At 37.0% G+C, this 24,926-nt stretch carries 22 protein-coding genes and 1 pseudogene; 2 read left to right on the forward strand and 21 right to left on the reverse strand.

Annotated elements, in window-relative coordinates; all coding sequences use genetic code 11:
- Nucleotides 1-360 precede the first annotated feature (360 nt).
- From B7E07_RS22495 to B7E07_RS22525, 7 genes and pseudogenes are all read right to left on the reverse strand, one after another.
- Nucleotides 361-1,047 (reverse strand): YqeB family protein, encoded by a 687-nt coding sequence (locus tag B7E07_RS22495; RefSeq protein WP_080848982.1) that lies wholly within the window; start codon nt 1,045-1,047, stop codon nt 361-363.
- Nucleotides 1,048-1,083: 36 nt separating this feature from the next.
- Nucleotides 1,084-1,677, reverse strand: a complete 594-nt coding sequence (locus B7E07_RS22500) for a TetR/AcrR family transcriptional regulator (RefSeq protein ID WP_080848983.1) — start codon at nt 1,675-1,677, stop codon at nt 1,084-1,086.
- A gap of 359 nt (nt 1,678-2,036) precedes the next feature.
- Complete coding sequence (locus B7E07_RS22505) at nt 2,037-2,672, reverse strand: Vat family streptogramin A O-acetyltransferase (protein WP_080848984.1); 636 nt, start codon at nt 2,670-2,672, stop codon at nt 2,037-2,039.
- Nucleotides 2,673-2,694: 22 nt separating this feature from the next.
- Nucleotides 2,695-3,229, reverse strand: a pseudogene (locus B7E07_RS22510) (GNAT family N-acetyltransferase).
- Between the two features lie 39 nt (nt 3,230-3,268).
- Nucleotides 3,269-4,108 carry a nucleotidyltransferase domain-containing protein gene (locus B7E07_RS22515; protein WP_080848985.1) on the reverse strand — a complete coding sequence of 280 codons (840 nt, stop codon included), beginning with the start codon at nt 4,106-4,108 and terminating at the stop codon, nt 3,269-3,271.
- Nucleotides 4,109-4,162: 54 nt separating this feature from the next.
- Nucleotides 4,163-4,699 (reverse strand): GNAT family N-acetyltransferase, encoded by a 537-nt coding sequence (locus B7E07_RS22520; protein ID WP_080848986.1) that lies wholly within the window; start codon nt 4,697-4,699, stop codon nt 4,163-4,165.
- 18 nt (nt 4,700-4,717) lie between these two features.
- On the reverse strand, nt 4,718-5,671 hold the full coding sequence (locus B7E07_RS22525) for an aminoglycoside phosphotransferase family protein (RefSeq protein WP_080848987.1): 954 nt from the start codon (nt 5,669-5,671) through the stop codon (nt 4,718-4,720).
- Between the two features lie 229 nt (nt 5,672-5,900).
- On the opposite strand from B7E07_RS22525, the gene catA reads away from it, so the two are divergent.
- Nucleotides 5,901-6,551, forward strand: a complete 651-nt coding sequence (gene catA / locus B7E07_RS22530) for a type A chloramphenicol O-acetyltransferase (RefSeq protein WP_080848988.1) — start codon at nt 5,901-5,903, stop codon at nt 6,549-6,551.
- Nucleotides 6,552-6,658: 107 nt separating this feature from the next.
- Here catA and B7E07_RS22535 read toward each other — a convergent pair whose 3' ends face one another.
- The 14 genes from B7E07_RS22535 to sigW all read right to left on the reverse strand — a co-directional run bounded on the left by B7E07_RS22535 (nt 6,659) and on the right by sigW (nt 24,438).
- A complete protein-coding gene (locus tag B7E07_RS22535; RefSeq protein WP_080848989.1) occupies nt 6,659-7,555 on the reverse strand; it encodes an aminoglycoside phosphotransferase family protein in 897 nt (298 codons plus the stop codon).
- A gap of 61 nt (nt 7,556-7,616) precedes the next feature.
- A complete protein-coding gene (ant(6), locus tag B7E07_RS22540) occupies nt 7,617-8,474 on the reverse strand; it encodes an aminoglycoside 6-adenylyltransferase (RefSeq protein ID WP_080848990.1) in 858 nt (285 codons plus the stop codon).
- Between the two features lie 118 nt (nt 8,475-8,592).
- On the reverse strand, nt 8,593-9,324 hold the full coding sequence (locus tag B7E07_RS22545; protein WP_080848991.1) for a class I SAM-dependent methyltransferase: 732 nt from the start codon (nt 9,322-9,324) through the stop codon (nt 8,593-8,595).
- 61 nt (nt 9,325-9,385) lie between these two features.
- On the reverse strand, nt 9,386-9,808 hold the full coding sequence (locus B7E07_RS22550) for a VOC family protein (RefSeq protein WP_080848992.1): 423 nt from the start codon (nt 9,806-9,808) through the stop codon (nt 9,386-9,388).
- 90 nt (nt 9,809-9,898) lie between these two features.
- Entirely contained in the window at nt 9,899-10,891 is a 993-nt protein-coding gene (locus B7E07_RS22555) for a P-loop NTPase family protein (RefSeq protein WP_080848993.1), read from the reverse strand.
- A gap of 378 nt (nt 10,892-11,269) precedes the next feature.
- A complete protein-coding gene (locus B7E07_RS22560; protein ID WP_176215270.1) occupies nt 11,270-12,142 on the reverse strand; it encodes an AraC family transcriptional regulator in 873 nt (290 codons plus the stop codon).
- 561 nt (nt 12,143-12,703) lie between these two features.
- Nucleotides 12,704-12,994, reverse strand: coding sequence for a hypothetical protein (locus B7E07_RS22565; RefSeq protein ID WP_139785693.1), 291 nt, complete (start codon nt 12,992-12,994; stop codon nt 12,704-12,706).
- A gap of 1,747 nt (nt 12,995-14,741) precedes the next feature.
- Nucleotides 14,742-16,544 carry a glutamine--fructose-6-phosphate transaminase (isomerizing) gene (gene glmS, locus B7E07_RS22570; protein WP_080848995.1) on the reverse strand — a complete coding sequence of 601 codons (1,803 nt, stop codon included), beginning with the start codon at nt 16,542-16,544 and terminating at the stop codon, nt 14,742-14,744.
- A gap of 460 nt (nt 16,545-17,004) precedes the next feature.
- The gene (glmS, locus tag B7E07_RS22575) at nt 17,005-18,807 is read right to left on the reverse strand and encodes a glutamine--fructose-6-phosphate transaminase (isomerizing) (protein ID WP_080848995.1); all 1,803 of its coding nucleotides are present in this window, start codon (nt 18,805-18,807) and stop codon (nt 17,005-17,007) included.
- Between the two features lie 585 nt (nt 18,808-19,392).
- Entirely contained in the window at nt 19,393-20,745 is a 1,353-nt protein-coding gene (glmM, locus tag B7E07_RS22580) for a phosphoglucosamine mutase (RefSeq protein ID WP_080848996.1), read from the reverse strand.
- Between the two features lie 20 nt (nt 20,746-20,765).
- Nucleotides 20,766-22,082: a CdaR family protein gene (locus B7E07_RS22585; protein ID WP_080848997.1), complete on the reverse strand. Its 1,317-nt coding sequence runs from the start codon at nt 22,080-22,082 to the stop codon at nt 20,766-20,768.
- Complete coding sequence (gene cdaA, locus B7E07_RS22590) at nt 22,075-22,914, reverse strand: diadenylate cyclase CdaA (RefSeq protein ID WP_080848998.1); 840 nt, start codon at nt 22,912-22,914, stop codon at nt 22,075-22,077. The genes B7E07_RS22585 and cdaA overlap by 8 nt, the downstream gene beginning before the upstream one ends.
- Nucleotides 22,915-23,221: 307 nt before the next feature.
- The gene (locus tag B7E07_RS22595) at nt 23,222-23,857 is read right to left on the reverse strand and encodes an anti-sigma factor family protein (RefSeq protein WP_080848999.1); all 636 of its coding nucleotides are present in this window, start codon (nt 23,855-23,857) and stop codon (nt 23,222-23,224) included.
- Between the two features lie 17 nt (nt 23,858-23,874).
- Nucleotides 23,875-24,438 carry an RNA polymerase sigma factor SigW gene (gene sigW / locus B7E07_RS22600; protein WP_080849000.1) on the reverse strand — a complete coding sequence of 188 codons (564 nt, stop codon included), beginning with the start codon at nt 24,436-24,438 and terminating at the stop codon, nt 23,875-23,877.
- Between the two features lie 170 nt (nt 24,439-24,608).
- On the opposite strand from sigW, the gene B7E07_RS22605 reads away from it, so the two are divergent.
- Nucleotides 24,609-24,770, forward strand: coding sequence for an aspartyl-phosphate phosphatase Spo0E family protein (locus tag B7E07_RS22605; protein WP_080849001.1), 162 nt, complete (start codon nt 24,609-24,611; stop codon nt 24,768-24,770).
- Nucleotides 24,771-24,926: the final 156 nt, after the last annotated feature.

Consider the following 24,926-nt stretch of genomic DNA (forward strand, 5'->3'; position numbering starts at 1 on the left):
CGTTTCTATAATTCCCTACTCACCAAGAAATTAATAAAAACTTTATCAAACATATTGACTCTCACGTTACGGTATACTTTATAGTAACTGGTGAAGGGAGAGAAACAAGATGAAAGAGAAGGAAGTTTCATCATAGCTTCACTCGCTTTATAATGATGTGGATCGGATCCACTATGTGAATTGGTTTAATAAGTTCGGAATTCACGAAACGTTGGGCTATTTAAGTCTGTTGGAATACAAGGGAACTCCCCCTTAAAGAAATTGTCTGAAAAAGTGTTGACATTCCACATTACTTATACAAATTAATAGAACAACTTAAACAAAAAGGAAATGACTCTTAAATTAAAGTCATTTCCTTTTTTAATTCGTATCTTTAACGAGCCTCACATATTGACCATTTCTTTCATCTCGAATGACGACACCTAATTTTGCTAAATCCTCACGTAGATATTTAGCATCCTCTTTTTCATCTTCTTTTAAAGCGTGCTCCCTTGCATATAGAAGGGCATTTACCTTTTCTGGAAAGTCTGGATGACCTAACACCCATCGTTGGTACTCTTTTTCAAATGGGTCCTTCTCTTTCCAGGGATATTGATACGTCCTAAACGTTTCCTGAACGGTATCTATTTTCGTTTCAAAAACTTCTCTATATAATTCATTGCTATTTTTTCCAAGAATAATTAACTGCTTATTTTCTATATAAATAGTGGAAATATCTTTTTTATCAAGGGTATCTACCTTATCACCTAATTTTAATTGCAAATTCTCATAAGTTATTGTAACTTCGAGACTCTCCTCAAAAATAGTCAATGTCAGCAAAATCCCAACAATAATTCCAATAATAGTTGTTATGATGGAGACCCAAAGGCTATTTAATGATGCTATGAATTCAATAAGTTTTTCCCATGGCAATACAGGAAGATTTAATAGCCAATCTGCAATAACTGGTATAAACCAACCAATCAAGCCACCTAAAACCATAGGAACTAAAATGATAAGTGTTTTTTCCACTTTACTTAATCCAAGAACTGTTTCAGTTTCTCTCATAGGGCTTGTCCTTTCTTATTTCAAATAGTTACTCGCTTAATTAATTATTCTTAATATAATTTTTATCAACGTTTCTTTATATTCCTCTACACTTAATTTATTTTGAAAGGTTAACATAGATTCAGAAATGGCTCCCTGGATTATCGTTGAAATTACTTGAGGTGAAAAATCTCCAAATTCCTCTGACTCTTGCCCTTGGCGAAGTATTTCTCCTAATAAACTTGTTTTTAAATCTTCTTCTTCATCCTCTAATAAATAATAGGGTGTGTGATCAGGTGTCCGAGCATTAAAAACGATTTCAATCAAAGCAATATTATTCGCTTTATTTGTTACTTGATAAGCTAAACTTGCTTCAATAAATGCTGTTAATTTTTCTGTGGCAGTCTGCTTTTGTATCACACATTTATTAATAAATTCCCACTCTTGTTCAACCAAATACATTAATGTATTGTTCATCAAGTCTTCTTTACCAGAAAAATGATATGAAATAAGCCCGGTGCTTATATTTGCCTTTTTTGCTATTTTAGCCAGGCTTGTGCTTACATAACCAATTTCTTTCAATACCTCAATGGCAGCCTTTATTATTTGTTCTCTCCTAGCTTCTGCTATAAAGGTTTGCTTATCTTCCATGAATATTCACACCTCCCGAATTTGATTGTACAATCATTTTTTTGATTAACCGTTCAATTAATCTTATTATAATACTTTCTTAATTCTTGTCAATAGGGTGGAATAAAGGGTTAAAGAGATATTGGGTATAAAGAAAAAGACCGAATCACTATTGATCCAGCCGAATTTGAATTGATTTTAAATTAAGAAATGATTGAATAAGTTTATACTTTTTTGATTTTCACTTTCAAAGTGTATAGTAACCCTCTTTTTCAAAGGGAATCATAAAGGTTTCTTTTTTCTAGTTCATAAACATCGTGTGGGAATAAGAGTAACTAATTACCTATCGTCCCGAATGCTACTCAAACAATGTCCGATAGTTAATTAATGGTTTTAATTTTGTTTAAATCAGAACTACAAAGTATTTCAAGATTAGAAAAGATCTTCTCAGGTGGCCAGTCCCACCATTTTAGTTTAAGTAAATAGTCAATCAATTCATCATCAAATCTCTTCTTAATAATCCTGATTGGATTCCCACCTACTATATGATAAGCAGGAACATCTTTTGCTACTACAGAATTGGCTGCTATAATGGCTCCATCTCCTATATGAACACCAGGCATTACTGTTACATTTTGCCCAATCCATACATCATTGCCAACCACTGTGTCTCCTTTAAATGGTAGGTCTTCAAGTGATGGTGTTGCTTTTTCCCAGCCATTACCCATAATATTAAAGGGATAGGTCGTTACAGAGTTCATCCGATGATTTGCACCATTCATAATAAATTCTATCCCTTTAGCAATCGCACAGAACTTACCGATAATTAGATTATCACCAAGAAACTCATAATGATGTGTGATATGTTCTTCAAACTTTTCAGCTCCATTTACATCATCATAGTAGCTGTAATCTCCCACACTTATATTAGGCCTGGTAATTGTATTCTTTATAAAACAGACGCTTTTAATTGTCTCATTAGGATATAGATCATTCGGATTTGGACCGTACTGCATTTACTCTACCTCCAGTTTATGATTACTTGCTAGTATATTCCCTTTTTAAAATCCCAATCGTAATGATGTCATGCCATTTACCATTTCTAAATAAACTCTCTCGCAAGACTCCTTCTTTCTTAAATCCAAGTTTATTATAAATATGTATAGCTCTTTCGTTAAATGAGAATACCCTAAGTGAAACACGATGTAAATTTAATTCTTTAAAGGCATATTCAAGTAATAATTTGAGGGATTCTGAATCATATCCCTTACCCCAATATTCTTTTTCACCAATATCAATAATACATTCAGCATTTCTATTTTTTGTATCAATATTAATAAGTGACGTTACAGCAATTGCGGTATCACTTTCCCTTTCCTCAGGTGATATAACTCCTAGAAGTGGTTGAATTGAGAATAATATTTTCCACAAAACTTCTCGTTTCATCAAGGGAATATACATCCAATGACGGGCTTGTAGTTTTCATTACATCTAAATCATTTCTCCAAGAATGATATATTTCAATATCACTTTCTACCATTTTTCGAAACTGGAGCCTTTTTGAGCTTAACATTTAAAAACATCTCCCTTTTGGATAAACGGCCCTAATATTTTACACTTTTTCTAGTAATTTTTCCGTTTCTGTTATAAGTTCCTCGAGTATTTCAATCCCTAGTTTTGTGTTATCTATACTTGAAGAAATCAATGTTATGATTTTATCTATCTTTATCTTGTAATCTTGTGGTTTATTATAAAATCCGTCAATCATTCGAACTGCCTTTTTCTCATTGATACAGTATTCTTCATTCATAGCAAACAGGACTTGATTTAAACATGAAATCGTTCGGAAACAATGCCCCATAACATATGAAACATCATCCTTATCCACATTGTCCTTCGCAAACATCAAAGAAAAAGATGCTTCAAACATGAAATAGTCAATTATGGCATCCTTTAATAGTTTCGGATAAGGCTTTGTCTTCGCTTTTAAACCTGATATTTGATTGGCCCGTTCAAACAATATTTTGCAAATGGAGAGTTCCCCCATATACATGACATTTAGATAGGCATGTGGATGCCCTGTATGGTAATGGGTTGAAACATTACCTAAAGAGCATTCATCAATTACTTGAGATACCCTTTTTATATCTCGAAAAATCAAATCTACATGGTACCCTTGAACGACAATCCAACCACCACCATTTATCCAGGCACCCCACTCACCTAATGATGTAACTAAATTTTCTCTATGTTCATCATCCAATTTAGTTGCTATTTTGCTAATTTTTTCAACATCGAAGCCTGCCGTTACATCATAATAAATTCCAATATCAATATCAGAAGTTGAGTGATTTGTACCCCTTGCTCTTGAACCTCCTAAAACTACACCAACAATGCCAGGCACATCTTTTAACTCTTTACTTATTTCATTCATAATGTTTTGCACGATCATAAACTTTCAGCTCCTTAAATATTGTCAAATTTCCCATTTGCAACTTTCGGCTAATCATTCAAAAAATACGCTAGGATATTCTACAACTCCTGAAACTTTATCAAGAACATTTGCATGTAATTCAATTGCCATGAATGCTTCATCTGGGACTTCGAAAGGTGCCTTTATCCCCCAAGTAGATGCTTTTTTGAACCCGAACTTCGGATAATATTCTGGATGTCCCAAGACGACAACCGAATTATATTCAAGCTCTTTTGCTTCTCTTAATGCTTCAAGAATTAAACATCTTCCTACACCTTTATTTTGATACTCTGGTAAGACAGATACAGGTGCAAGAGCAAGTGACTCTACAATTTGATTGTCATTCATAATTTTTATCTTGGATAATAGAATATGTCCCACTTGTTTGTTATTATCTTTATCCATCGCCACTAAAGATAATTCTGGAATAAATACGTTAGAGTTTCTAATTCGAGACACCAAATTATGTTCATTTTTATCACTGTGTTCTGCATTAGCAAATGCACACTTTACCACTTCTTCAGTTACTTTATAGTCCTCGACCTGTTCTTGTTTAATTATTATGTTCATCTCTTAATAGCTCCTGTTCTAAAACAAATACTCACTTATTCCATTCAGCTCTTCCTGCAAATAGTTCATTGTCACAATTCTTTCTTGCTCACCTTGATTATCATATAAAAGCTGTTCCATAAACTCCCATATATCTTCTAATCGTCTTTTTCCCTTATAAAAGGTCATAGCTTCGGTATTAATTGAAAAGTTTTGATGTGTTTCCTGATAGATCTTTATAAATTCATTAAAGTATGGTTTATCAACTAAGAACATTAAGTCAGCTTCTACTGGAGCTAATTTTAACCCTTCCCAGTCAATTAACATTAACTGGTTTCCGGACTGCATTAAATTCCAATAGTGCAAATCTGTATGACATAAGGCCATTCTCAAATTGGCATTTTTCAAGTACAGGGAATGCTCCTCAACTGTATGAATCAGATTATTTAATTGTGGAATGGAGGAATGGATCAATTCCCATACATCAGATGGAAAATCATTTCTCCCTTTTTGCAATAGTTGTCTCAACATCTGTAAAAATGGAACCTCAAAATCTTCTTTTATAGCAGCGGTTTCAACTGGAATGTCTTTCCCAAATGAATGTAGCTCCGTTATCATTTTTGAAAGCTGTCGAACCTGATCGTCTGTTAAATCTTGATCCCCAATCGTTTCCCCCTCAATATACTCATAAAGTAAATACACACCATACTCGTCTTCACATTTATATTCCCCACTACTTGTTATCAATGGAACGGTGATTTTCCCATTTAAGTTGCTATTGTTTATAAGCCAAACCAAGATAGGAACATATTGATCAATCAGAGCAGTCAACTTCGGAGTGAAAGCTCTGCTTTTTTCATATACCTTCAAAAAATAACTTTGATTTTTGTTAAACACTTTATAAGCGAGTGATGCCCAACCACCCTGCTGAGGCAACACATCATTAGTCTCTATGTCATAAAAGTCTTTTAATATACTTTTTACTTGATTCATCCTAGTCCCTCCAGTAAAACACTATCAACTCGGAAAAAGTATAACACAATTCGAGGTTGCCCTTTAATTATTATGAAAAGCCATACTTATGCGTATTAGAATGGTTGAATATGAATTTCAAATGAATTAGTATCTTATTTAAAGCATTATTTATGAGGTGAGTGTATTGGTGAAAGCAGACAAGTTAGCCTTCTAAAAATTAAAAACACATTTTTAGGAGGCTAATCAAATGAAATTTAATCTAATTGAAAAGGAAAAATGGGATAGATTGCCGTATTTCGAGCATTACTTAAATCAGAAGTGCACATTTAGTATTACAGCAAATATAGATATTACAACGTTATTGGAACAGCTCCGTAACAAAGGGATTAAGCTATACCCTGCCTTTATTTACATGGTTACTAGGATAGTAAATGCTCATAAGGAATTTAGAGCATGCTTTAATGATGAGGGTGAATTAGGTTATTGGGAAAAAATGATACCAAGTTATACAATCTTCCATAATGATAACAAATCATTCTCAAGTATATGGACAGAATTCTCTGATGAATTTCGTGTCTTCTATAATAACTATCAAAACGATATGAAACAATATGCAGAGGTTAAAGGATTTTTCACAAAAGAAAATACCCCAGATAATTCCTTTCCTATATCAAGTATTCCATGGGTGAGTTTTACTGGTTTCAACCTAAACGTAAATAATAATCATAACTACTTGTTACCAATTATTACTGGCGGTAAATACTTTAATCAGGAAGACAAAATATTATTACCTATTTCATTACAGGTACATCATGCCGTTTGTGATGGATTTCATGCTAGTATATTTATAGAGGAACTACAGCAACTTTCTAATAACTGCCTTGATTGGCTCCCATAAGTATTGAAGTTGCTATTCATTTCATTTAGTTAAGGGGTTGCTTTGGCGACTCCTTTTTATATAACACTAAAACAACCATTATTCAGATTATCGAAGGTATTAATTGTTCAAACTTCGCTCCAAGCCTTCGCAACTTTCAACATTTGTAACCCCATTTCTTCCTGACCAATTTTTATTAGGAATAATCCAGTAGATATCGACTGAATAAAACCCCACTCCCATATTGCTTGAGTTTTTAAACCAGTTATTTCACTTAGAAGCATACATCTTTTACGACCATTCTCAACTGGATTAATGGACAAATCATCGAGCCATTCACGCATTAATACTCCAAGATCATAAGCTGGTTCAGCAACCAAACCATCAGGGTCAATCAGTTTAAATGAGGGTTGAGATTCTGTCCTATCTTGAAGAATGTTTCCACTGTGAGCATCACCATGAACCAATACGGATTTTTCTTTGCTATTATTTAACAAACGAGACTGTAGGAATTCCAGTGCTTTATCAATTAACTGCCTGGAACATGGACTATTAAGTTCTGCCCAAATTTCGGGAATAAAATTTAAAAACCAATTTATGATATCCTTACTTGATTGTAGTTTTCGGTCTTTCGGTATAGGTTTTCCCCATGATTTTTTTAGTGTGTTACAGATGATCTCAATCTGGTTTTCCATAGAATAACCTACATCTTTTAAAGGAGAACCCAATTTTTCTAATAAAACTGCTCGATGATCCATATCATAATTCAGCAATCGAACATAACCATCGCCACCTGCAATCGTTAAAGCTGCTATTTCCTGCTCAAATACAGAATTTCCTTCAATTTGAGGCATCATCAATTTTAGTATGGCTTCACCTCCACCCTTTGTACTTACTTCAGCAACAAAGGCCTCCGTGCCGCCATTTAAACTTTTACCCATTTGTATATTCCATTTCCGTTCAAATAACTGAGTTACTTCACCTAAACTATCGAGCCATTGTTTACCCTTATCACCTAAATTCATAGCTTTTTGCTGAACAGCTATAGGAACTACAATGTGATTTTTGATATTTACTCATCTCCTTCTATTCATTCAATGACTTATAAATATTTTGCGTATAATTCGAAATGGATTCATCATGATCTGGATACTTATATCCAAGATCTTCTGCCACAGATTTAGAGTATTTTCTAAAGAGCTCATAACAAGTAAACAAAGATTGCCACATATTTGAATAGCTACTCTCAGAATATGTTGTAAGTAATGTTTCCCAATCTTCTTTGGGTAGATAGTGATAAATAAATTTATAGTTCTTCCCAAGACTGAAATTAAAGCCTTTTTCTAATCCTATTTGCCAAGACATCATTCTTAACAAATTCGACCTAACAATCTCATGTAAATGATCCACTGCAAAAAGGATTTCCCTTCTCGCTAATCCCTTTACTACATACGTTGAAACCCACCAAAATTCATTACAACAATCATCAAACTCTCTTGCTGTTGGCTTTTTAATCCAATATTTGCGATCACTAGGAATAACATCATTTTTAACAAGTGAATCCTTATCAAGCAGCACTTCTACTAATCCATCACTCTTAGAAAAATAATCATCCACTTCGTTTACCGGAATAAGGGTTAAGTCTATTCGATTCCCATCTTCAAATAACATAAGATAAGAAAACCAATTCCCTAACTCTGGTGGAAAAAGCTCCATATCTTCTGGTTTTTGCATCATCAAACGCTTCCCAAAAATATCAAGCCATAGATCGCTTTCTTTGAAAGAATCCATATCTGTTACAAAATAGGAAATATCATAATCTTGAAATGAATCACGAGGTATATTTTTATTAGTTCGTGAACCTTCTAGCGTTATAAGTCGAATTCTATTATCATTTTTAGCTAAATCTATAAGCATATTCATCATTTCTCGTTCGGTTCTCATTGCATTTAACCCTCCAATTTGTTGAATAGTAGTTTATGTGCCGTATACGAAGAAATCTCAGAAAATTACTGTTCTGAGATGTCTATTGGTGTACTTTCTATTTAATAAACTATTACTATTACTTTTCTACTGAAATGATTAAAAACATGGGTCTTCTGTTTTCATCTTCCACCCCTGGAACATTCTTTACCATTTCTTCAGTAGCCATAGGTTCCATAACTGCATTAATTTTAAAACCAGTATGAATTAAATTATTTATGTAAGTTGAAACTGTACGGTGATATTTTATTACGTTTTCAGTTAGGAAGGTTGTATTACACACACCTTCTGACTGATAATTGTCAACAGGCCAATGAAGACGATTTCCTTGGCTATCACAATACCAATCTTGTTCATTTCGAGAAGTAAAAATTGGATGTTCCATCGAAAAAACAAATGAACCCCCAGGCTTTAAGCAATCAAAAACCTTTTTGCAAATTGTATCAAACGATTTAATATAGTGAAAAGCCAATGAACTAAAGATAATGTCAAATTGTGAGTCTGGAAAATTGATGTCTTCAATTGGCATGTTAATGTACGAAATTGAAGGATCACTCGTCATTTCATGAGCTTTTTGAAGCATTTTTTCAGAAATATCAACTCCAATAACAGAACTTGCTTGTTGTTCTCGAGCATAGCGGCAATGCCAACCGAAACCACATCCCAAGTCAAGTACGCTCTTATTTTTCAACTCTGGCAATAATGCTTTTAATACAGGCCATTCACCAGCACCTTCAAGTCCCTTGACTGATCTTGGCATTTTTTCATATTCAGAAAAAAATAAAGCATCATCATATTTGTTTTGTTTCATTGTTTTTACATCTCCAATTTATTAATTAGCCAAAGTACATTCTTTTTTCAACAACACATGTCTATTCCTCAACCTCCCAAGCCGGGTTCCAGACTACTTCCCACAAATGGACATCTGGGTCCTGGAAGTGACCAGAATATCCACCCCAAAAAGTACCATGTGCTGGGTCCGTTATTGTTGCACCCGCTTTTTGGGCCTGTTCCAATACCTTATCTACTTCTTCTTTACTGCTTACATTGTGACCAATAGTAAATTCAGTAGGGCTTGCTGACGTTCGTGTAACCTTTGCCTCATATGCAATATCTTCTCGTTTCCAAATAGCAAGTTTCAAACCTGTTTGTAGGTCAAAAAAGGCAACTGCTCCATGGTCAAATTCTTTACCTACAATACCTTCTGTTGGTAGTCCCAAACCATCACGATAGAATTCTAATGCCTTTTCCAAATCATCTACACCTATTGTAATTACTGTGATTCTTGGTTTCATAAATTAATGATACCTCCTCGCTTCATCCTTACTATTATCTCCTAAAGAACCATCTTACAAAGGGACAGATGAATATTGATAAGATTCTGTTTACATTTTCTTACTAAATACATAATCAACCGATCCATTTAATAATGTCGGACCAGTTAAGTGCATTCGCAGTATATTATCCTCCTCTTCTACAAATCTCACTTGAAACGGCAATGACTGAATATCGAAAGCATTTAATGACTTTGGAATTAACAATGATTTTTTCCATACATGTGGAAGTCCATCCGCAATTAAGTTTCCTGAATGAATCTGAATCGAACAGTACAGGATATCTTTCTCCCCTGCAACGTACGTTCCAACTAAATGATGAAAATTTTGTTCAATCATAGAGCTTTCATTAACTTCGTTTATGCCTAAGAATGCTGATATCTCACGACCATAGTCAGACCAATTTTCATCAGTGTTGTCAATGGCCATTTTGGAGCATTCCAAGTCCTGAAAAGACTTATCTATAATACTTCGGTAGTCTTCCCAATATGTAACCATACCTTTGAATCCAACTAACCCCTTAGATTTACCATAAGGTGATTGAGTTGCGGAACGGACAAAGTTTTCCTCCGTATCTTTGCCTCTTCGTGTACAGATTTTTTTGAGTGCTGCTTCAATGTCCCTTTGGTAAAAGTAAATAATCTGTGGATTCAATGGTTTTATTATTCGTTCCACATCCTTGACATATTGCATAATCTCCTGCTTTGAAGCCCCAAATGGAAATAAGCTCCAAGTTAAATATCCAAAAAGACAACTGTCAACAATAATAATTTCAGAGGACGACTGTGCACCAGCAACAAACTCGTTCCATCTTTTTAGAGCTAGTTCTATCACTTTTTGATAATTCCCGCTAGATAAATCATTAATGATCTTCTGCATTGTTTTATAATCATCATAAACATAAACAGGATGACCTTGCTCTTCTTCATACCACCACTTATGTTTATACTCCATACTTTGCAGTATATTTGAAATGAGTTGTGCAGTTGTGGATTTACCCGAACCGGGAATCCCCTCGATCATAATTAATTTGGTATTTTTCACTAGGAACACCACCTAATCAGTATATTATTAGCACTCACACGCATAGAGTGCTAATAACTTTAATCATATCATAGTGTAATTCATTGTTATACACTTCTTATTGCAATTTTTAAGCACAAATCAGTGAGAAAACCAACTGGATTTGATGGAATGGATTAAAAAAAACGGTTGAACTCTTATTGAAAAAAGGATTGGGAGGAAGTTGAACAATGAAAAAGAACTGGATCCGCTAATGGAATCCAGTCTGATTTTGTATTGATTACGATTGAATCAAGATTGAGTACATATTGTTAGCCCACTCTTTTTTCTACACTCTTTTCCCTCTAATACACCAGCTATTAAGCAGTGAAAACCACTAATAGGTAGAGAGACAATATGCTAAATTTCACCTTTCTTCTTCACAGCGAACCATATTTCACTATAAACATTATTTCTATCAGACAAATCTCCCGTAAATGAAATCTCAGGAGCTTCTACCAATTCATAATCTGAAGAAGGAAGCCACTCTGAGACTATCTTTCCCCAGGTCTCTTGCATAATTTTCGGAAATGCACCTTTAGATGCAAATATTGCCCATGTTAGAGCTGGGACTTCTACCACCTCAAACTCATCAAAACCTGATTCTATTGTAGTTAAGAAACCAATCATATGATTGAGACTGCCTTTTTCCTCCATACGTTCATTATCAAAATTATATGAGGCATTCACGATGTTGTTTGGTTCCATGTTTGCATAGCTGTGCAGTCTTTTTCTTTGTTCCGGTGTAATGCTTTTAGCTAACTTTATAATTTCTTGATTTTCACCTTCAAATTGAATAGGAACTCTCTTTTTCACACCCACAATCTTAAATGATTCTTTTTTCTCTATTCTATAATCCATATTTATTCCTCCTTGAATCGTTAATTGGAAGGAGAGCTTAGGAAATGCTTTAAGCATATTTTTCTTTTTAACCTCTGAAGGACTGATTCCCGACCATTCCCGAAAGGCACGTGAAAATCCATCAACTGATTCATAACCATATTTGAATGCTGTTTCTGTAACACTCATTCCCTCATGTAACAAGTCAAAAGTAGCGTTAGATAATTTCCTGTTACGGACATACTCTCCTAACGTCATGCCAGAAAGAAATGAGAACATTCTTCGAAAATGATAAAGAGAAGTTCCTGTAATTCGCTCCAATGCGTTATAATCAATTTCGTCATTCAAATGTGATTCAATATAATCTAATGCTTCGTTCATACTTTTTAGCACTCCTTGCACCCTCCTTCATGTGTTAATTATAACTACGATCATAAAGACAATACCCGATGAAAAAGAAACGGTTGTTGTCGGATAAAGATATATTCCATTATAAATGATCAAGCCCAACTCAAAAATCATGTCCTTTTAATTGAATATAATTAAGTTTTCCACGAATAGAAGGGAAATTCAAGAAAACATTGCAATTATGAGAATTAACAGAGTAAAGATATAAATACAATAAGAAGATGGAAAATGATACGGTTTTATATTGTGAGGATAACAACTGAATTGATTTGATAAGGAGTGATTAATCCCTTATTGGACAAAAGATTGAAGGGATATTGTACAAAGAGAAACAGGCTGAATCACTAATGAATCCAGCCCGAATTTGTATTAATTTTTGATTTGTAAAACCGATTGAATGATGATTGAAAAATCATCCGAGTACAAGCGTTTTCTCCCACTCTTCACTCCGTCCTCTTCCGACTCGGAAACCAACTTAGTTACAACAGGGAAGAACAAAGTTACGTAGGGTAGATGAAAGTTACAGGGAGATACTTGTTTGCTGCTCTATAAAGTTCTAATTGCTCCAGGAACTCTTGCTCGAACAACAAGATCCTCAGCAGAAAAATGAGTAAAATACCATTGTCCATTTTCTTCCCAAATCTTATCCACAATAATTGCATACTCTTTTATGTCTTTTAATATAATAACTTGCCCCTGTTTCAGTTCTTTATCTGTTTCAATTAATGTACCAGTCTCTCCATTCATACGAAAACGAAAAACCTCTTTAAAATCATCAAATGTTTTATGAATTGCATCGTAAAGTAGCAAAGGAATCACCCCCTTTAATTTTTCCATCTTCTTCTTTCAAAAGTTCTCTTTAGAACTATTTCAAAAAAGGTAATCTTCCATTATTAATTTCTTTTGTTACCATTATACAGAAATTCACCTTGTTAAATTAAGGCTCAACTCCTTTATTTTGACTAGGACATATAGTTTTGTTACCAACATCAGAGGTGGTACTTTTTCTTGATTCATGCTTTTTCTTTCTTCTACTATATACCCCTGTAACTTTCTTCTTCCCTCGCCAAATCTCCCTCAACGCCTACTCCCTCTTGACTCTACGCCCTCTTCACTCCGTTATGCAATGGAACTTAGTTCTTCCCTAAACTCCCCGTTTTTCCCTTCTTTTTTCCGTTTCGGGTTGTATAGAATATTCCGACATTGTAAGTGAGTTGGTACCCGTAATGGAGGAAAGAATCAGGATAAAAGAATGAAAAAACTAATGGAATAATATTGAAAAGGCATGAAAAACCCTACGGATTTATACGAAATACCTCTCGAATTTTTCCTCTTTATTCCTCCCCCTCTTCCTTCTGTTATCCTTATTGGACAAGGGATTGAAGGGATATTGAATATAAAAAAAGACTGAACCCTGGTATTGGATTCAGCCTGAATTTGTATTGATTTTTGATTAAAAAAACCGATTGAGTAATGATTGAAAAACCATCCGAGTACATATTGTATCTCCTGTTCTTCTCATCGTTCTTTTCCCGCTCAGAAACCAACTTAGTTACATCAGGGAAGAACAAAGTTACATGGAAACCGAGAAAGTTACAGGGGTATAAATTAAATAATGATTAAGAAGAATTTATTTCCACCAGGATTGCCTTCGTAAATTCCACAGTCACAACTTGAATACATTCCATCCTGAATTGAAACGCAAAATTTCAATTGAATCCCATTGAAATACATTTTATTTACCGATCCAACTCTTGCTTCATCCCTTTACTTCCTTCTACTATATTGCCCTGCTAAAAAGTCCTTCCCCGTCTTCCTCTCCCTCTCACTCCCCTCAAACCCTTGCGACTCTAAGCCCCACCCTTCTTATCTTGCCTTTTTTCTTCATTCCATTCTGCTACATAGTTCTTCCCCAAAACCCCCATTTTCGCCCTCTTTTTTCCGTTCTGGGTCGTATCGAATATTCAGACAATGTTAAAAAGTTCTTCCATAATGGAGGGAAGAATCAAGAGAAAAGATTGAAAAAACACGTTGAGAAATACACGAAAAAGAACTGAAACCCTACGGGTTTATGCAGTGAGGAAAACAACATATTAGAAGAGAGAAAAGAATGAGCAAGGATGATTGAACCCCTACTGGACAAGGGATTGAGGAGATATTGGACAAAACAAAAAGACTGGACCACTATTGGATCCAGCCTGAAATATAATTGATTTTACGATTGAAAAATGATTGAGTACATATTGTTCGCCTGCTCTTTTTTCCTCACTCTTCCTTCCGCTCTGGATACCAACTATTTAACAGTAGCTACCGACTTTTTAGCATGGAGAAGAAGAATAAGACAGCTACATACCAAGTTTGCTATTTTTATTGAATTTATTGTGTAACTTCTTTCCTCCGTTAGATTTTTTAAACAAAAAAAGAATCGTGATAAAGTGCCGAGGCACATATCACGATTCTAAATTACATAGATTGATTTATATATTATGTCACACGATAATAAAATCCTGTGTCATTTTAAGTTAAAAACTGTGACATTTTATATTAAAATCCACAATAGCTTTTGTGTTTATCCTATTCCTATTTACTCAACCGTAACCGACTTCGCCAGGTTTCTTGGCTTATCAACGTCACAGTCGCGGTGAAGAGCTGCGTAGTAAGCAATTAGCTGCAGCGGGATCACAGAGATAAGTGGTGTTAATAGTTCGTGCACTTCTGGGATGATGAATGTATCTCCATCCATTTCAAGACCCTTCATCGAGATGATGCATGGGTTCGCACCGCGGGCTACAACTTCTTTTACGTTGCCGCGGATGCTTAAGTTTACACTTTCTTGTGTAGCAAGAGCGATGATTGGCGTACCGTTTTCGATTAAGGCAATGGTTCCGTGCTTAAGTTCTCCGCCAGCAAAGCCTTCTGCTTGGATATAAGAGATTTCTTTAAGCTTCAGTGAGCCTTCAAGACCAACATAGTAATCGATTCCGCGGCCAATAAAGAAAGCATTACGCGTTGTAGAAAGGAAGCTGCGCGCAATATCTTCGAACTCTTCCTTCGCATCGCAAAGCACTTCCATGCCGTTTGCGACGATACCGAGCTCTTGAACTAAATCAAATTCGTGCTTGAAGCCTTTGCTTGCGCCGACTACCTCTGCTAAAATCGCTAATACCGCTAGCTGAGCTGTATAAGCCTTTGTGGAAGCAACTGCGATTTCTGGACCTGCGTGCAGAAGCAATGTGTAATCTGCTTCACGAGATAAGGTTGATCCTGGTACGTTTGTAACTGTTAGCGTTTTGTAGCCAAGCTTCGTTACGTTTACAAGTACTGCGCGGCTGTCTGCCGTTTCTCCGCTTTGAGAAATAAAGACGAACAACGGCTTTTCAGATAGAATCGGCATATTGTAGCCAAACTCACTCGCAATGTGTACTTCTACTGGAATATTCGCTAATTTTTCAATGAATTGCTTCCCAACAAGTCCTGCATGATAAGAAGTACCAGCTGCTACGATATAAATGCGATCTGATTCATTCACTGCTGAAATAATTTCTTCATCAATTGTCAGCTTGCCTGCATTGTTCTGATATGCTTGGATAATTTTACGTGTAACAAGCGGCTGCTCATCGATTTCTTTTAGCATATAATGTGGATATGTGCCCTTTTCAATGTCGCTTGCATCCAATTCTGCTGTATATGGATCACGGCTGATTGTTTCGCCATTCATGTTTTGAATTGTTACTTGATCCTTTTGAACAATAACAATCTCTTTATCCATAAGCTCCACATACTGGTTTGTCACCTGCAGCATTGCCATCGCATCAGAAGCTACTACATTGAAGTCTTCACCAAGTCCAACTAACAGCGGGCTTTTATTTTTAGCAACAAAGATTGTCTCATTATTTTCTTCATCCAATAGAGCGATTGCGTAAGAACCTTTTAACAGCCCAAGAGTTTTGCGGAAAGCTTCCTCTGTGCTTTGTCCTTCTTTAGCAAATAGTTCAATCAGCTGAACAATAATTTCAGTGTCTGTGTCACTCTCTAACGCTACCCCTTGAAGATATTCACGCTTTAGAAGGTCATAGTTTTCGATAACTCCATTATGAACAAGTGTATAACGGCTTGTTGTGCTTTGGTGCGGGTGAGCGTTAACTGTGCTTGGTACACCATGTGTTGCCCAGCGTGTATGCCCAATTCCTGTATTTGCAAGAACATCCTCTTCTACAATTGAGCGCAAATCTGCAATACGGCCTTTTTCTTTAAAAACTTGAACACCATCTTCGTTCATAACCGCGATTCCTGCTGAATCGTAGCCTCTGTATTCAAGCTTTTCTAAGCCTTTTAGCAAAATTTCCTTTGAGTCATTATTTCCGATAAATCCAACGATACCACACATACTTCTTTTCCTCCTAGTGAAGGGGCAAGAAGCCTTATAATTAGGGCATGCTTGCCCCTTATCTCTGTAATTTTTATTTTTGGTTGTATGATGTCGGACCTTTAAAAGAAGTCCGTATAAAAGCATAGCCATTTCAACGTTCTTTCTGTTAGTTTATGGCGTTCTGCTCATTTTTATTTAGCATTCTCTTCTCTTTGTCCATCAAGTTGCCTTAATGTTTTAAAGAAGAAATTTCGGTTTTGCTATAAACCGGGAGGTATCCGCCGAAAATTCGATAAACCTCCTCCTCGTCAACTAATCCATGTCCGTCCGCGGATTAGTCCAGGCGCTTTTTAATTGTTAGCTTGTTTCGATCCTCCTTTTTCAGATTGTTTCTTTGCATGCAAGAAGCTTACAAAAACAGGATTATCATACCGTAAATATAAAAATCCGTCAATCAANGTGTTTATCCTATTCCTATTTACTCAACCGTAACCGACTTCGCCAGGTTTCTTGGCTTATCAACGTCACAGTCGCGGTGAAGAGCTGCGTAGTAAGCAATTAGCTGCAGCGGGATCACAGAGATAAGTGGTGTTAATAGTTCGTGCACTTCTGGGATGATGAATGTATCTCCATCCATTTCAAGACCCTTCATCGAGATGATGCATGGGTTCGCACCGCGGGCTACAACTTCTTTTACGTTGCCGCGGATGCTTAAGTTTACACTTTCTTGTGTAGCAAGAGCGATGATTGGCGTACCGTTTTCGATTAAGGCAATGGTTCCGTGCTTAAGTTCTCCGCCAGCAAAGCCTTCTGCTTGGATATAAGAGATTTCTTTAAGCTTCAGTGAGCCTTCAAGACCAACATAGTAATCGATTCCGCGGCCAATAAAGAAAGCATTACGCGTTGTAGAAAGGAAGCTGCGCGCAATATCTTCGAACTCTTCCTTCGCATCGCAAAGCACTTCCATGCCGTTTGCGACGATACCGAGCTCTTGAACTAAATCAAATTCGTGCTTGAAGCCTTTGCTTGCGCCGACTACCTCTGCTAAAATCGCTAATACCGCTAGCTGAGCTGTATAAGCCTTTGTGGAAGCAACTGCGATTTCTGGACCTGCGTGCAGAAGCAATGTGTAATCTGCTTCACGAGATAAGGTTGATCCTGGTACGTTTGTAACTGTTAGCGTTTTGTAGCCAAGCTTCGTTACGTTTACAAGTACTGCGCGGCTGTCTGCCGTTTCTCCGCTTTGAGAAATAAAGACGAACAACGGCTTTTCAGATAGAATCGGCATATTGTAGCCAAACTCACTCGCAATGTGTACTTCTACTGGAATATTCGCTAATTTTTCAATGAATTGCTTCCCAACAAGTCCTGCATGATAAGAAGTACCAGCTGCTACGATATAAATGCGATCTGATTCATTCACTGCTGAAATAATTTCTTCATCAATTGTCAGCTTGCCTGCATTGTTCTGATATGCTTGGATAATTTTACGTGTAACAAGCGGCTGCTCATCGATTTCTTTTAGCATATAATGTGGATATGTGCCCTTTTCAATGTCGCTTGCATCCAATTCTGCTGTATATGGATCACGGCTGATTGTTTCGCCATTCATGTTTTGAATTGTTACTTGATCCTTTTGAACAATAACAATCTCTTTATCCATAAGCTCCACATACTGGTTTGTCACCTGCAGCATTGCCATCGCATCAGAAGCTACTACATTGAAGTCTTCACCAAGTCCAACTAACAGCGGGCTTTTATTTTTAGCAACAAAGATTGTCTCATTATTTTCTTCATCCAATAGAGCGATTGCGTAAGAACCTTTTAACAGCCCAAGAGTTTTGCGGAAAGCTTCCTCTGTGCTTTGTCCTTCTTTAGCAAATAGTTCAATCAGCTGAACAATAATTTCAGTGTCTGTGTCACTCTCTAACGCTACCCCTTGAAGATATTCACGCTTTAGAAGGTCATAGTTTTCGATAACTCCATTATGAACAAGTGTATAACGGCTTGTTGTGCTTTGGTGCGGGTGAGCGTTAACTGTGCTTGGTACACCATGTGTTGCCCAGCGTGTATGCCCAATTCCTGTATTTGCAAGAACATCCTCTTCTACAATTGAGCGCAAATCTGCAATACGGCCTTTTTCTTTAAAAACTTGAACACCATCTTCGTTCATAACCGCGATTCCTGCTGAATCGTAGCCTCTGTATTCAAGCTTTTCTAAGCCTTTTAGCAAAATTTCCTTTGAGTCATTATTTCCGATAAATCCAACGATACCACACATACTTCTTTTCCTCCTAGTGAAGGGGCAAGAAGCCTTATAATTAGGGCATGCTTGCCCCTTATCTCTGTAATTTTTATTTTTGGTTGTATGATGTCGGACCTTTAAAAGAAGTCCGTATAAAAGCATAGCCATTTCAACGTTCTTTCTGTTAGTTTATGGCGTTCTGCTCATTTTTATTTAGCATTCTCTTCTCTTTGTCCATCAAGTTGCCTTAATGTTTTAAAGAAGAAATTTCGGTTTTGCTATAAACCGGGAGGTATCCGCCGAAAATTCGATAAACCTCCTCCTCGTCAACTAATCCATGTCCGTCCGCGGATTAGTCCAGGCGCTTTTTAATTGTTAGCTTGTTTCGATCCTCCTTTTTCAGATTGTTTCTTTGCATGCAAGAAGCTTACAAAAACAGGATTATCATACCGTAAATATAAAAATCCGTCAATCAAAAACATAAAGAATGAACATTTTTTCACAATTTGATCTTTCTGAAAGAGCATTCTGTTCATTTTTCTTTAAAATGACTGACCATATAAAAATATGCATGAAGGAAGTAAATGGTTCTCTTCCTTCATGCATAACTTTTCATATTTTCTATTCTTCTTTTAAACCCATCTCAGCCCGTACAACTGCCGCTATTCTTTCCACATAAGAATCACAAAGTTCTTTTGTTGGAGCTTCTGCCATAACACGTACAAGCGGTTCTGTACCAGAAGGGCGCACCAAGATACGGCCATCTCCGTTCATTTCTTGCTCAACTTCTGAAATCACGGCACTTACCTTTGCGTTATCTGTCACATGATGCTTGTCTGTTACCCGGATGTTGACAAGCTTCTGCGGGAATTTTTTCATTTCTTTAGCTAATTCGGATAATGGTTTTTCCGTCATTTTCATAATGTTGACAAGCTGAAGTCCTGAAAGCAGGCCATCACCAGTCGTAATGTAATCAAGGAAAATAATATGTCCTGATTGCTCACCGCCGAGGTTGTAGCCGTTCTTCTTCATTTCTTCTACGACATATCGGTCACCCACAGCCGTTTGCACACTTTCAATGCCATGTTCTTCTAAGCCCTTGTAAAAGCCCAGGTTACTCATGACCGTAGAAACAACTGTACCCTGCTTTAGTCTTCCCTGCTCCTTCATGTATTTACCGCAAATATACATGATTTGGTCTCCATCAACGATATCTCCATTTTCATCAATCGCAATCAGACGGTCTCCATCTCCATCAAAAGCAAGACCAACATCAGCATTTTTCTCTTTAATAAAGGCAGCAAGTGCCTCTGGGTGTGTAGAACCTACACCTTCATTAATATTTAGCCCATTTGGCGATGCTCCCATCATTGAGAGATCTGCATCCAAATCAGCAAATAAATGAGTGGCTAGCGGCGAAGTTGCTCCGTGGGCACAATCTAGTGCAATATGTATACCTGAGAAATCTTCGTCTACCGTTTGTTTTAAGTATTGTAAGTACTTTTGGCCGCCTTCAAAATAGTCGTTCACCTGGCCAAGGTCTCCTCCAACAGGACGCGGAAGGCTGTCCTCAGGCTGATCCATGAGTTCCTCAATTTCATTTTCTTGGTCATCCGAAAGCTTAAAGCCATCCGGTCCGAAAAATTTAATGCCATTGTCAGCCACTGGATTATGAGAAGCAGATATCATGACTCCAGCCTCTGCTCCAAGAGCTTTTGTTAAATAGGCCACACCTGGTGTTGAAATTACACCTAAACGCATTACTTCAGCTCCAATTGATAAAAGGCCAGCTACCAAGGCTCCTTCCAGCATGTGTCCGGAAATGCGTGTATCACGCCCGATCAGAACTTTAGGCCGGTCTTGATTTTTCGTTAGAACATAGCCGCCAAAGCGTCCTAATTTAAACGCCAGCTCTGGTGTTAACTCACTATTTGCAACTCCGCGCACTCCGTCAGTACCGAAATATTTACCCATGAAAAAATCGCTCCTTATATTTAAGCTTCTTTTTGTGTAATTGTAATGGTAGCCGTTTCAACAGCTAAGCTCCAGCTGAGATTCGAGGGACCGTTTACATCAATCTCTACTTCATGATCCCCTTCATCTAAGTTTGCCAAGTCCAACAATAAATCAAAGTCATTTGGGACAAGTCCCTGAATTTCATTTCTTGGACCTCGGACCGTTAAACTTGTATTCCCGCTTGCAGGGGTATTAAATCGTGCATCATAATTTTCACCTAAACCTGCAATTTGTATGGGAATATTCGCCAAGGTTCTTGTTTCTTCTGTGTTTTGTGCCTGATCTTGATTCTGCGTTTCTTCGCCAGCATCATTACTTTCATCCTCGCCATTGTCAATGGCGGAAACTTCAACCCTAACGGTCACTTGTTCTGGATCGACTGCCGTAATGCCATCTGAAATGATGACTGGCAAGGTTAGCTCAGTATCCGCGTTCAGCCCGCTTACATCTACTTCAACACGGACATTCTCGGTTTCGCCAAGAACCGCTTCACTTCCTGAAATAGTAGCCTCGTCCACATTCAAGGTTATTGAATCAATGGAATAACCGTTAGCTGGACTTCCTTCTTCTTCAATTCGAATAGGTACTGTTTTCGTGAGCCGCTCCACTGGAATTGTAACTTCTATTTCAGCAGGCTCCACCACCACATTCAACTTGTTCATATCTCGGTCGAACACACTGACGCTCGCTTTTTCGGTGACGGTTTCAGTGATCGGTCCTTCCAAGTTGTTCATCGTTGCTTTCACAAATGCAATACGATCAACTACATCTTTCCCTCCCGTAATAGTAACGGTATTAGGCTCTGCAATAGGCTGCTCGGCTGTATATCCTTCCCCAAGCAAACTCTGATTAAATTCAGCCTCAACTTGATAATCCTCTGAAACCTTCTCCTGGATCGTTACTTCTACACTGCCAGGATCGACTGTCACTTCAAGTCTTTCAGATATATCTCTAATTTGAAGAGGTACATTTTGTGTGCCAATTTCTGCATCCGTTAAATCAACATATACCTCAAAATCTTGCTGCACGATCACTTGCTGCAAGTTTGCACGTGGTCCAGAAACCGTTACTGTGACAGTTTCCGGCACCCCAGTCACCACTAAATTCTCGGTATCATAGTAGCTTTTAACAGGTATTTCCTCAAGAATTTCTGTATCCTGCTCACTTGGAACGTTCATCTCGCTGACATCCTTATTCGGATCATACTGTGAGTCAAACAGCAATAAGGCCAGAATCAGAGCAAATATTTTCATAAACCAGCTGGTGTCGATGAGCTTATCAATAAACTTATCCATTATTCTTTCCCCTCCAGTTCCATCGAGCGGAAGAAGTTTGCTTTGTATATTGAGATAAAAGCTCTTTAGAGAGCATTTCTTTAAATTGATCTGATTTAAGATCTCGGTGCAGCTCGCCATTTTTGGTCACAGACACACTGCCCGTTTCCTCTGATACTACAATGGTTATACTGTCGGTCACTTCACTAATACCCAGCGCCGCTCTATGTCGTGTACCCAGTTCCTTTGAAATAAAGGGACTCTCTGATAGCGGCAGGTAACAAGCGGCCGCCGCAATCTGATTCTTTTGCAAAATAACGGCTCCATCATGTAACGGAGTGTTCGGGATAAATATATTGATAAGCAGCTCAGAAGAAATTTTTGAGTGAAGCTGAATGCCAGTTTCAATGTAATCCCCCATGCCTGTTTCTCGTTCAAGTGAGATCAGTGCACCAATTCTCCGCTTCGCCATGTAATCTACTGCTTTGGCAATCGATTCGATTAACCTTTCCTGCTCTTCCTCTTCCTGATGTCCGCTTCGTGAGAAGAACCTGCCGCGGCCAAGCTGCTCTAACGCCCTTCTCAGCTCTGGCTGGAAAATAATTGCGATTGCCAAGAATCCCCATAGCAGAACCTGCTCCATCATCCATCCAAGTGTCTGCAAATGAAATTGATCACTAACGATCTTGACAAGCAAGATCACAAAAATCCCCTTAACAAGCTGTACAGCCTTTGTACCTCTTACAATCATAATTAGTTTATATATAACAAACCAAACAAGGAGAATATCAATCGTGTTCGATAATAATCTAAATAAAGAGAAATCTGCAAACGAGAAATCCAAAAACGACATTGCTCTTCCTCCAGGTCTATAGTAGAAAGTTCAAATTCAATCCTGCAAATGAAAGGTGAAACTTCTGAACTTTATTGATGAAGTATTTATAATATGTAACTTACATATTATATCATATTTCAATGTAAATCCAATTTTCAGTTGATTCTCGCTTTTATCTTTAGCAAAAAGGCTCGGAATATTGTGTTCACCTTCATATTTCATCTAAAAAGATACAGTCCAATTCATTTGTGAATTGGACTGCTGCATTTTCAGGCATTCATTTGTTGACTCTATAACATATTAGGTAAAAAGAGATCCGCTTGCTTTACTCGTTCTTAACTGTTTCTGTCTCACCAAAAATATTCATGACATCCTGAGCCGTGTTCTTAATGTGATACCACATCCAGTCAAACAATTGATTCACTTCCTCAATTTCACCCGTTACATGACCAGCTGATGCCTGATAATTTTCTCCATTTATAACTGTTACACTTCCCTCAACCTGTCCATCAATTTTAATATTGCCATTTTTAACGACTACATCGCCCTTAACAATCTCACCTTCAGGGACAATAACCGTATCATTTTCAATCACAAGGTTCGGCTGCTTAGACACTGATAGATGTGGGTCATCATTCCAGGACGATAGTAAACTTCCTGTCATCAAGACTATAAAGAGACTTGCTGCAGTTAAAAGCGGATGATGTCTTAACCAGCGCTGCATGCCCACTTTCTTCTTTTCCTTAGGAAGTCTGGCCATCACACTTGCAGTAAAATCAGATGGTGCTTGTATATGAGAAGAACTTTGCACGAGGGCAATGGTTCTCTTTAATTCATGAAAATGAGTCTGGCAATCAGGGCATTGCTGCAGATGCTCTCTTAATTCTTGTTCTTGTTCGGCTGAGATCTCATCATCTAAATACTCATGCATATATACGACGATTTCTTCTTGGCATTTCAAAGTTCTCACCCTCTTTTTTAAAGGTATCTTAATTGATTTCTTAAAGCTTCTCTGCCTCGGTGAATTCTGGTTTTAACCGTTCCAAGGGGCAGATTTAATATTTCACTAATTTCATTAAGTGATAATTCCTCAATGTACTTTAATACGATAACAGAGCGGTATTTCTCTGGCAACTTAGAAATTTCTTTTTGAATCGTTTCCTGCAGTTCAAGACTTTGAACCTCTTCCTCAGGAAGTCTCGAATCTGAGGCAATTTGCGAGTACATATTAAGTCCATCTGTACCTGCTACTTCAGCATCTAAATAATAATCTGGCTTTTTCTTCCGGATCCGGTCTATACAAAGGTTTGTTGCAATTCTATACAACCACGTTGAAAACTTTAACTCGATATTAAAGCTGTTAATATTAACATATGCTCTTAGGAATGCTTCCTGTGCAATATCCTCCGCCTCATGTCTGTTGCCTAACATACGGAAGCATACGTGAAAGACTTTGTCCTTATACATTTCCACCACTTCTGCATAAGCATCCTGGTCTCCCTTTATGACCTGCTTGATCCTTTTCTTTACGATTGTCTCCATTTATTTACCTCCGCTCTAGTGCGGCTATACGATATTACGAATCGATAGCGGAAAAGGTTTCACTTTTTTTAAATTCTCATTTTCTATATTAACAAATTTTTACTCAAGTGGTTTAAAAAATTTCCTCTGAGGGTATAAAAGTAGTAAATTACACTAAAAGGAATGGTTTTATGTGTGTAAATACATTATTAAAGGATATTGAATTTCACCGTCAAGAAATGGTTTATTTAGCTGCCACGACTTCGCTTTCAAACGAGGAAGTTATTCGGACAAGCGTTAAATTGGATCAGCTGCTGAATGAATATCACATGATTCAATCAAAGAAAATATAATCCCTAATTCTAATGTATAGCTATTCGGATAATCCAATAGCTTTTTTTGTGCTAAAAAATGTATGTTTTTGTTTCAATGGACTTCAAGCAGCTGAAGCTGTGTAAAGAAAATAACTGTTACCCTACATATTAACCTCATTTACTGTAAATATCTTG

Origin of the sequence: Cytobacillus gottheilii (genome assembly GCF_900166665.1) — a bacterium.
GTDB classification, from domain to species: Bacteria; Bacillota; Bacilli; order Bacillales; family Cytobacillaceae; genus Cytobacillus; species Cytobacillus gottheilii_A.

Bases quoted from the DNA above. Each gene is read 5' to 3' on its own strand.
- B7E07_RS22495 (WP_080848982.1), bottom strand. From the start codon at position 1,047: ATGAGAGAAACTGAAACAGTTCTTGGATTAAGTAAAGTGGAAAAAACA.
- B7E07_RS22500 (WP_080848983.1), bottom strand. From the start codon at position 1,677: ATGGAAGATAAGCAAACCTTTATAGCAGAAGCTAGGAGAGAACAAATA.
- B7E07_RS22505 (WP_080848984.1), bottom strand. From the start codon at position 2,672: ATGCAGTACGGTCCAAATCCGAATGATCTATATCCTAATGAGACAATT.
- B7E07_RS22515 (WP_080848985.1), bottom strand. From the start codon at position 4,108: ATGATCGTGCAAAACATTATGAATGAAATAAGTAAAGAGTTAAAAGAT.
- B7E07_RS22520 (WP_080848986.1), bottom strand. From the start codon at position 4,699: ATGAACATAATAATTAAACAAGAACAGGTCGAGGACTATAAAGTAACT.
- B7E07_RS22525 (WP_080848987.1), bottom strand. From the start codon at position 5,671: ATGAATCAAGTAAAAAGTATATTAAAAGACTTTTATGACATAGAGACT.
- catA (WP_080848988.1), top strand. From the start codon at position 5,901: ATGAAATTTAATCTAATTGAAAAGGAAAAATGGGATAGATTGCCGTAT.
- B7E07_RS22535 (WP_080848989.1), bottom strand. From the start codon at position 7,555: ATGAATTTAGGTGATAAGGGTAAACAATGGCTCGATAGTTTAGGTGAA.
- B7E07_RS22545 (WP_080848991.1), bottom strand. From the start codon at position 9,324: ATGAAACAAAACAAATATGATGATGCTTTATTTTTTTCTGAATATGAA.
- B7E07_RS22550 (WP_080848992.1), bottom strand. From the start codon at position 9,808: ATGAAACCAAGAATCACAGTAATTACAATAGGTGTAGATGATTTGGAA.
- B7E07_RS22565 (WP_139785693.1), bottom strand. From the start codon at position 12,994: ATGGAAAAATTAAAGGGGGTGATTCCTTTGCTACTTTACGATGCAATT.
- glmS (WP_080848995.1), bottom strand. From the start codon at position 16,544: ATGTGTGGTATCGTTGGATTTATCGGAAATAATGACTCAAAGGAAATT.
- glmS (WP_080848995.1), bottom strand. From the start codon at position 18,807: ATGTGTGGTATCGTTGGATTTATCGGAAATAATGACTCAAAGGAAATT.
- glmM (WP_080848996.1), bottom strand. From the start codon at position 20,745: ATGGGTAAATATTTCGGTACTGACGGAGTGCGCGGAGTTGCAAATAGT.
- B7E07_RS22585 (WP_080848997.1), bottom strand. From the start codon at position 22,082: ATGGATAAGTTTATTGATAAGCTCATCGACACCAGCTGGTTTATGAAA.
- cdaA (WP_080848998.1), bottom strand. From the start codon at position 22,914: ATGTCGTTTTTGGATTTCTCGTTTGCAGATTTCTCTTTATTTAGATTA.
- sigW (WP_080849000.1), bottom strand. From the start codon at position 24,438: ATGGAGACAATCGTAAAGAAAAGGATCAAGCAGGTCATAAAGGGAGAC.
- B7E07_RS22605 (WP_080849001.1), top strand. From the start codon at position 24,609: ATGTGTGTAAATACATTATTAAAGGATATTGAATTTCACCGTCAAGAA.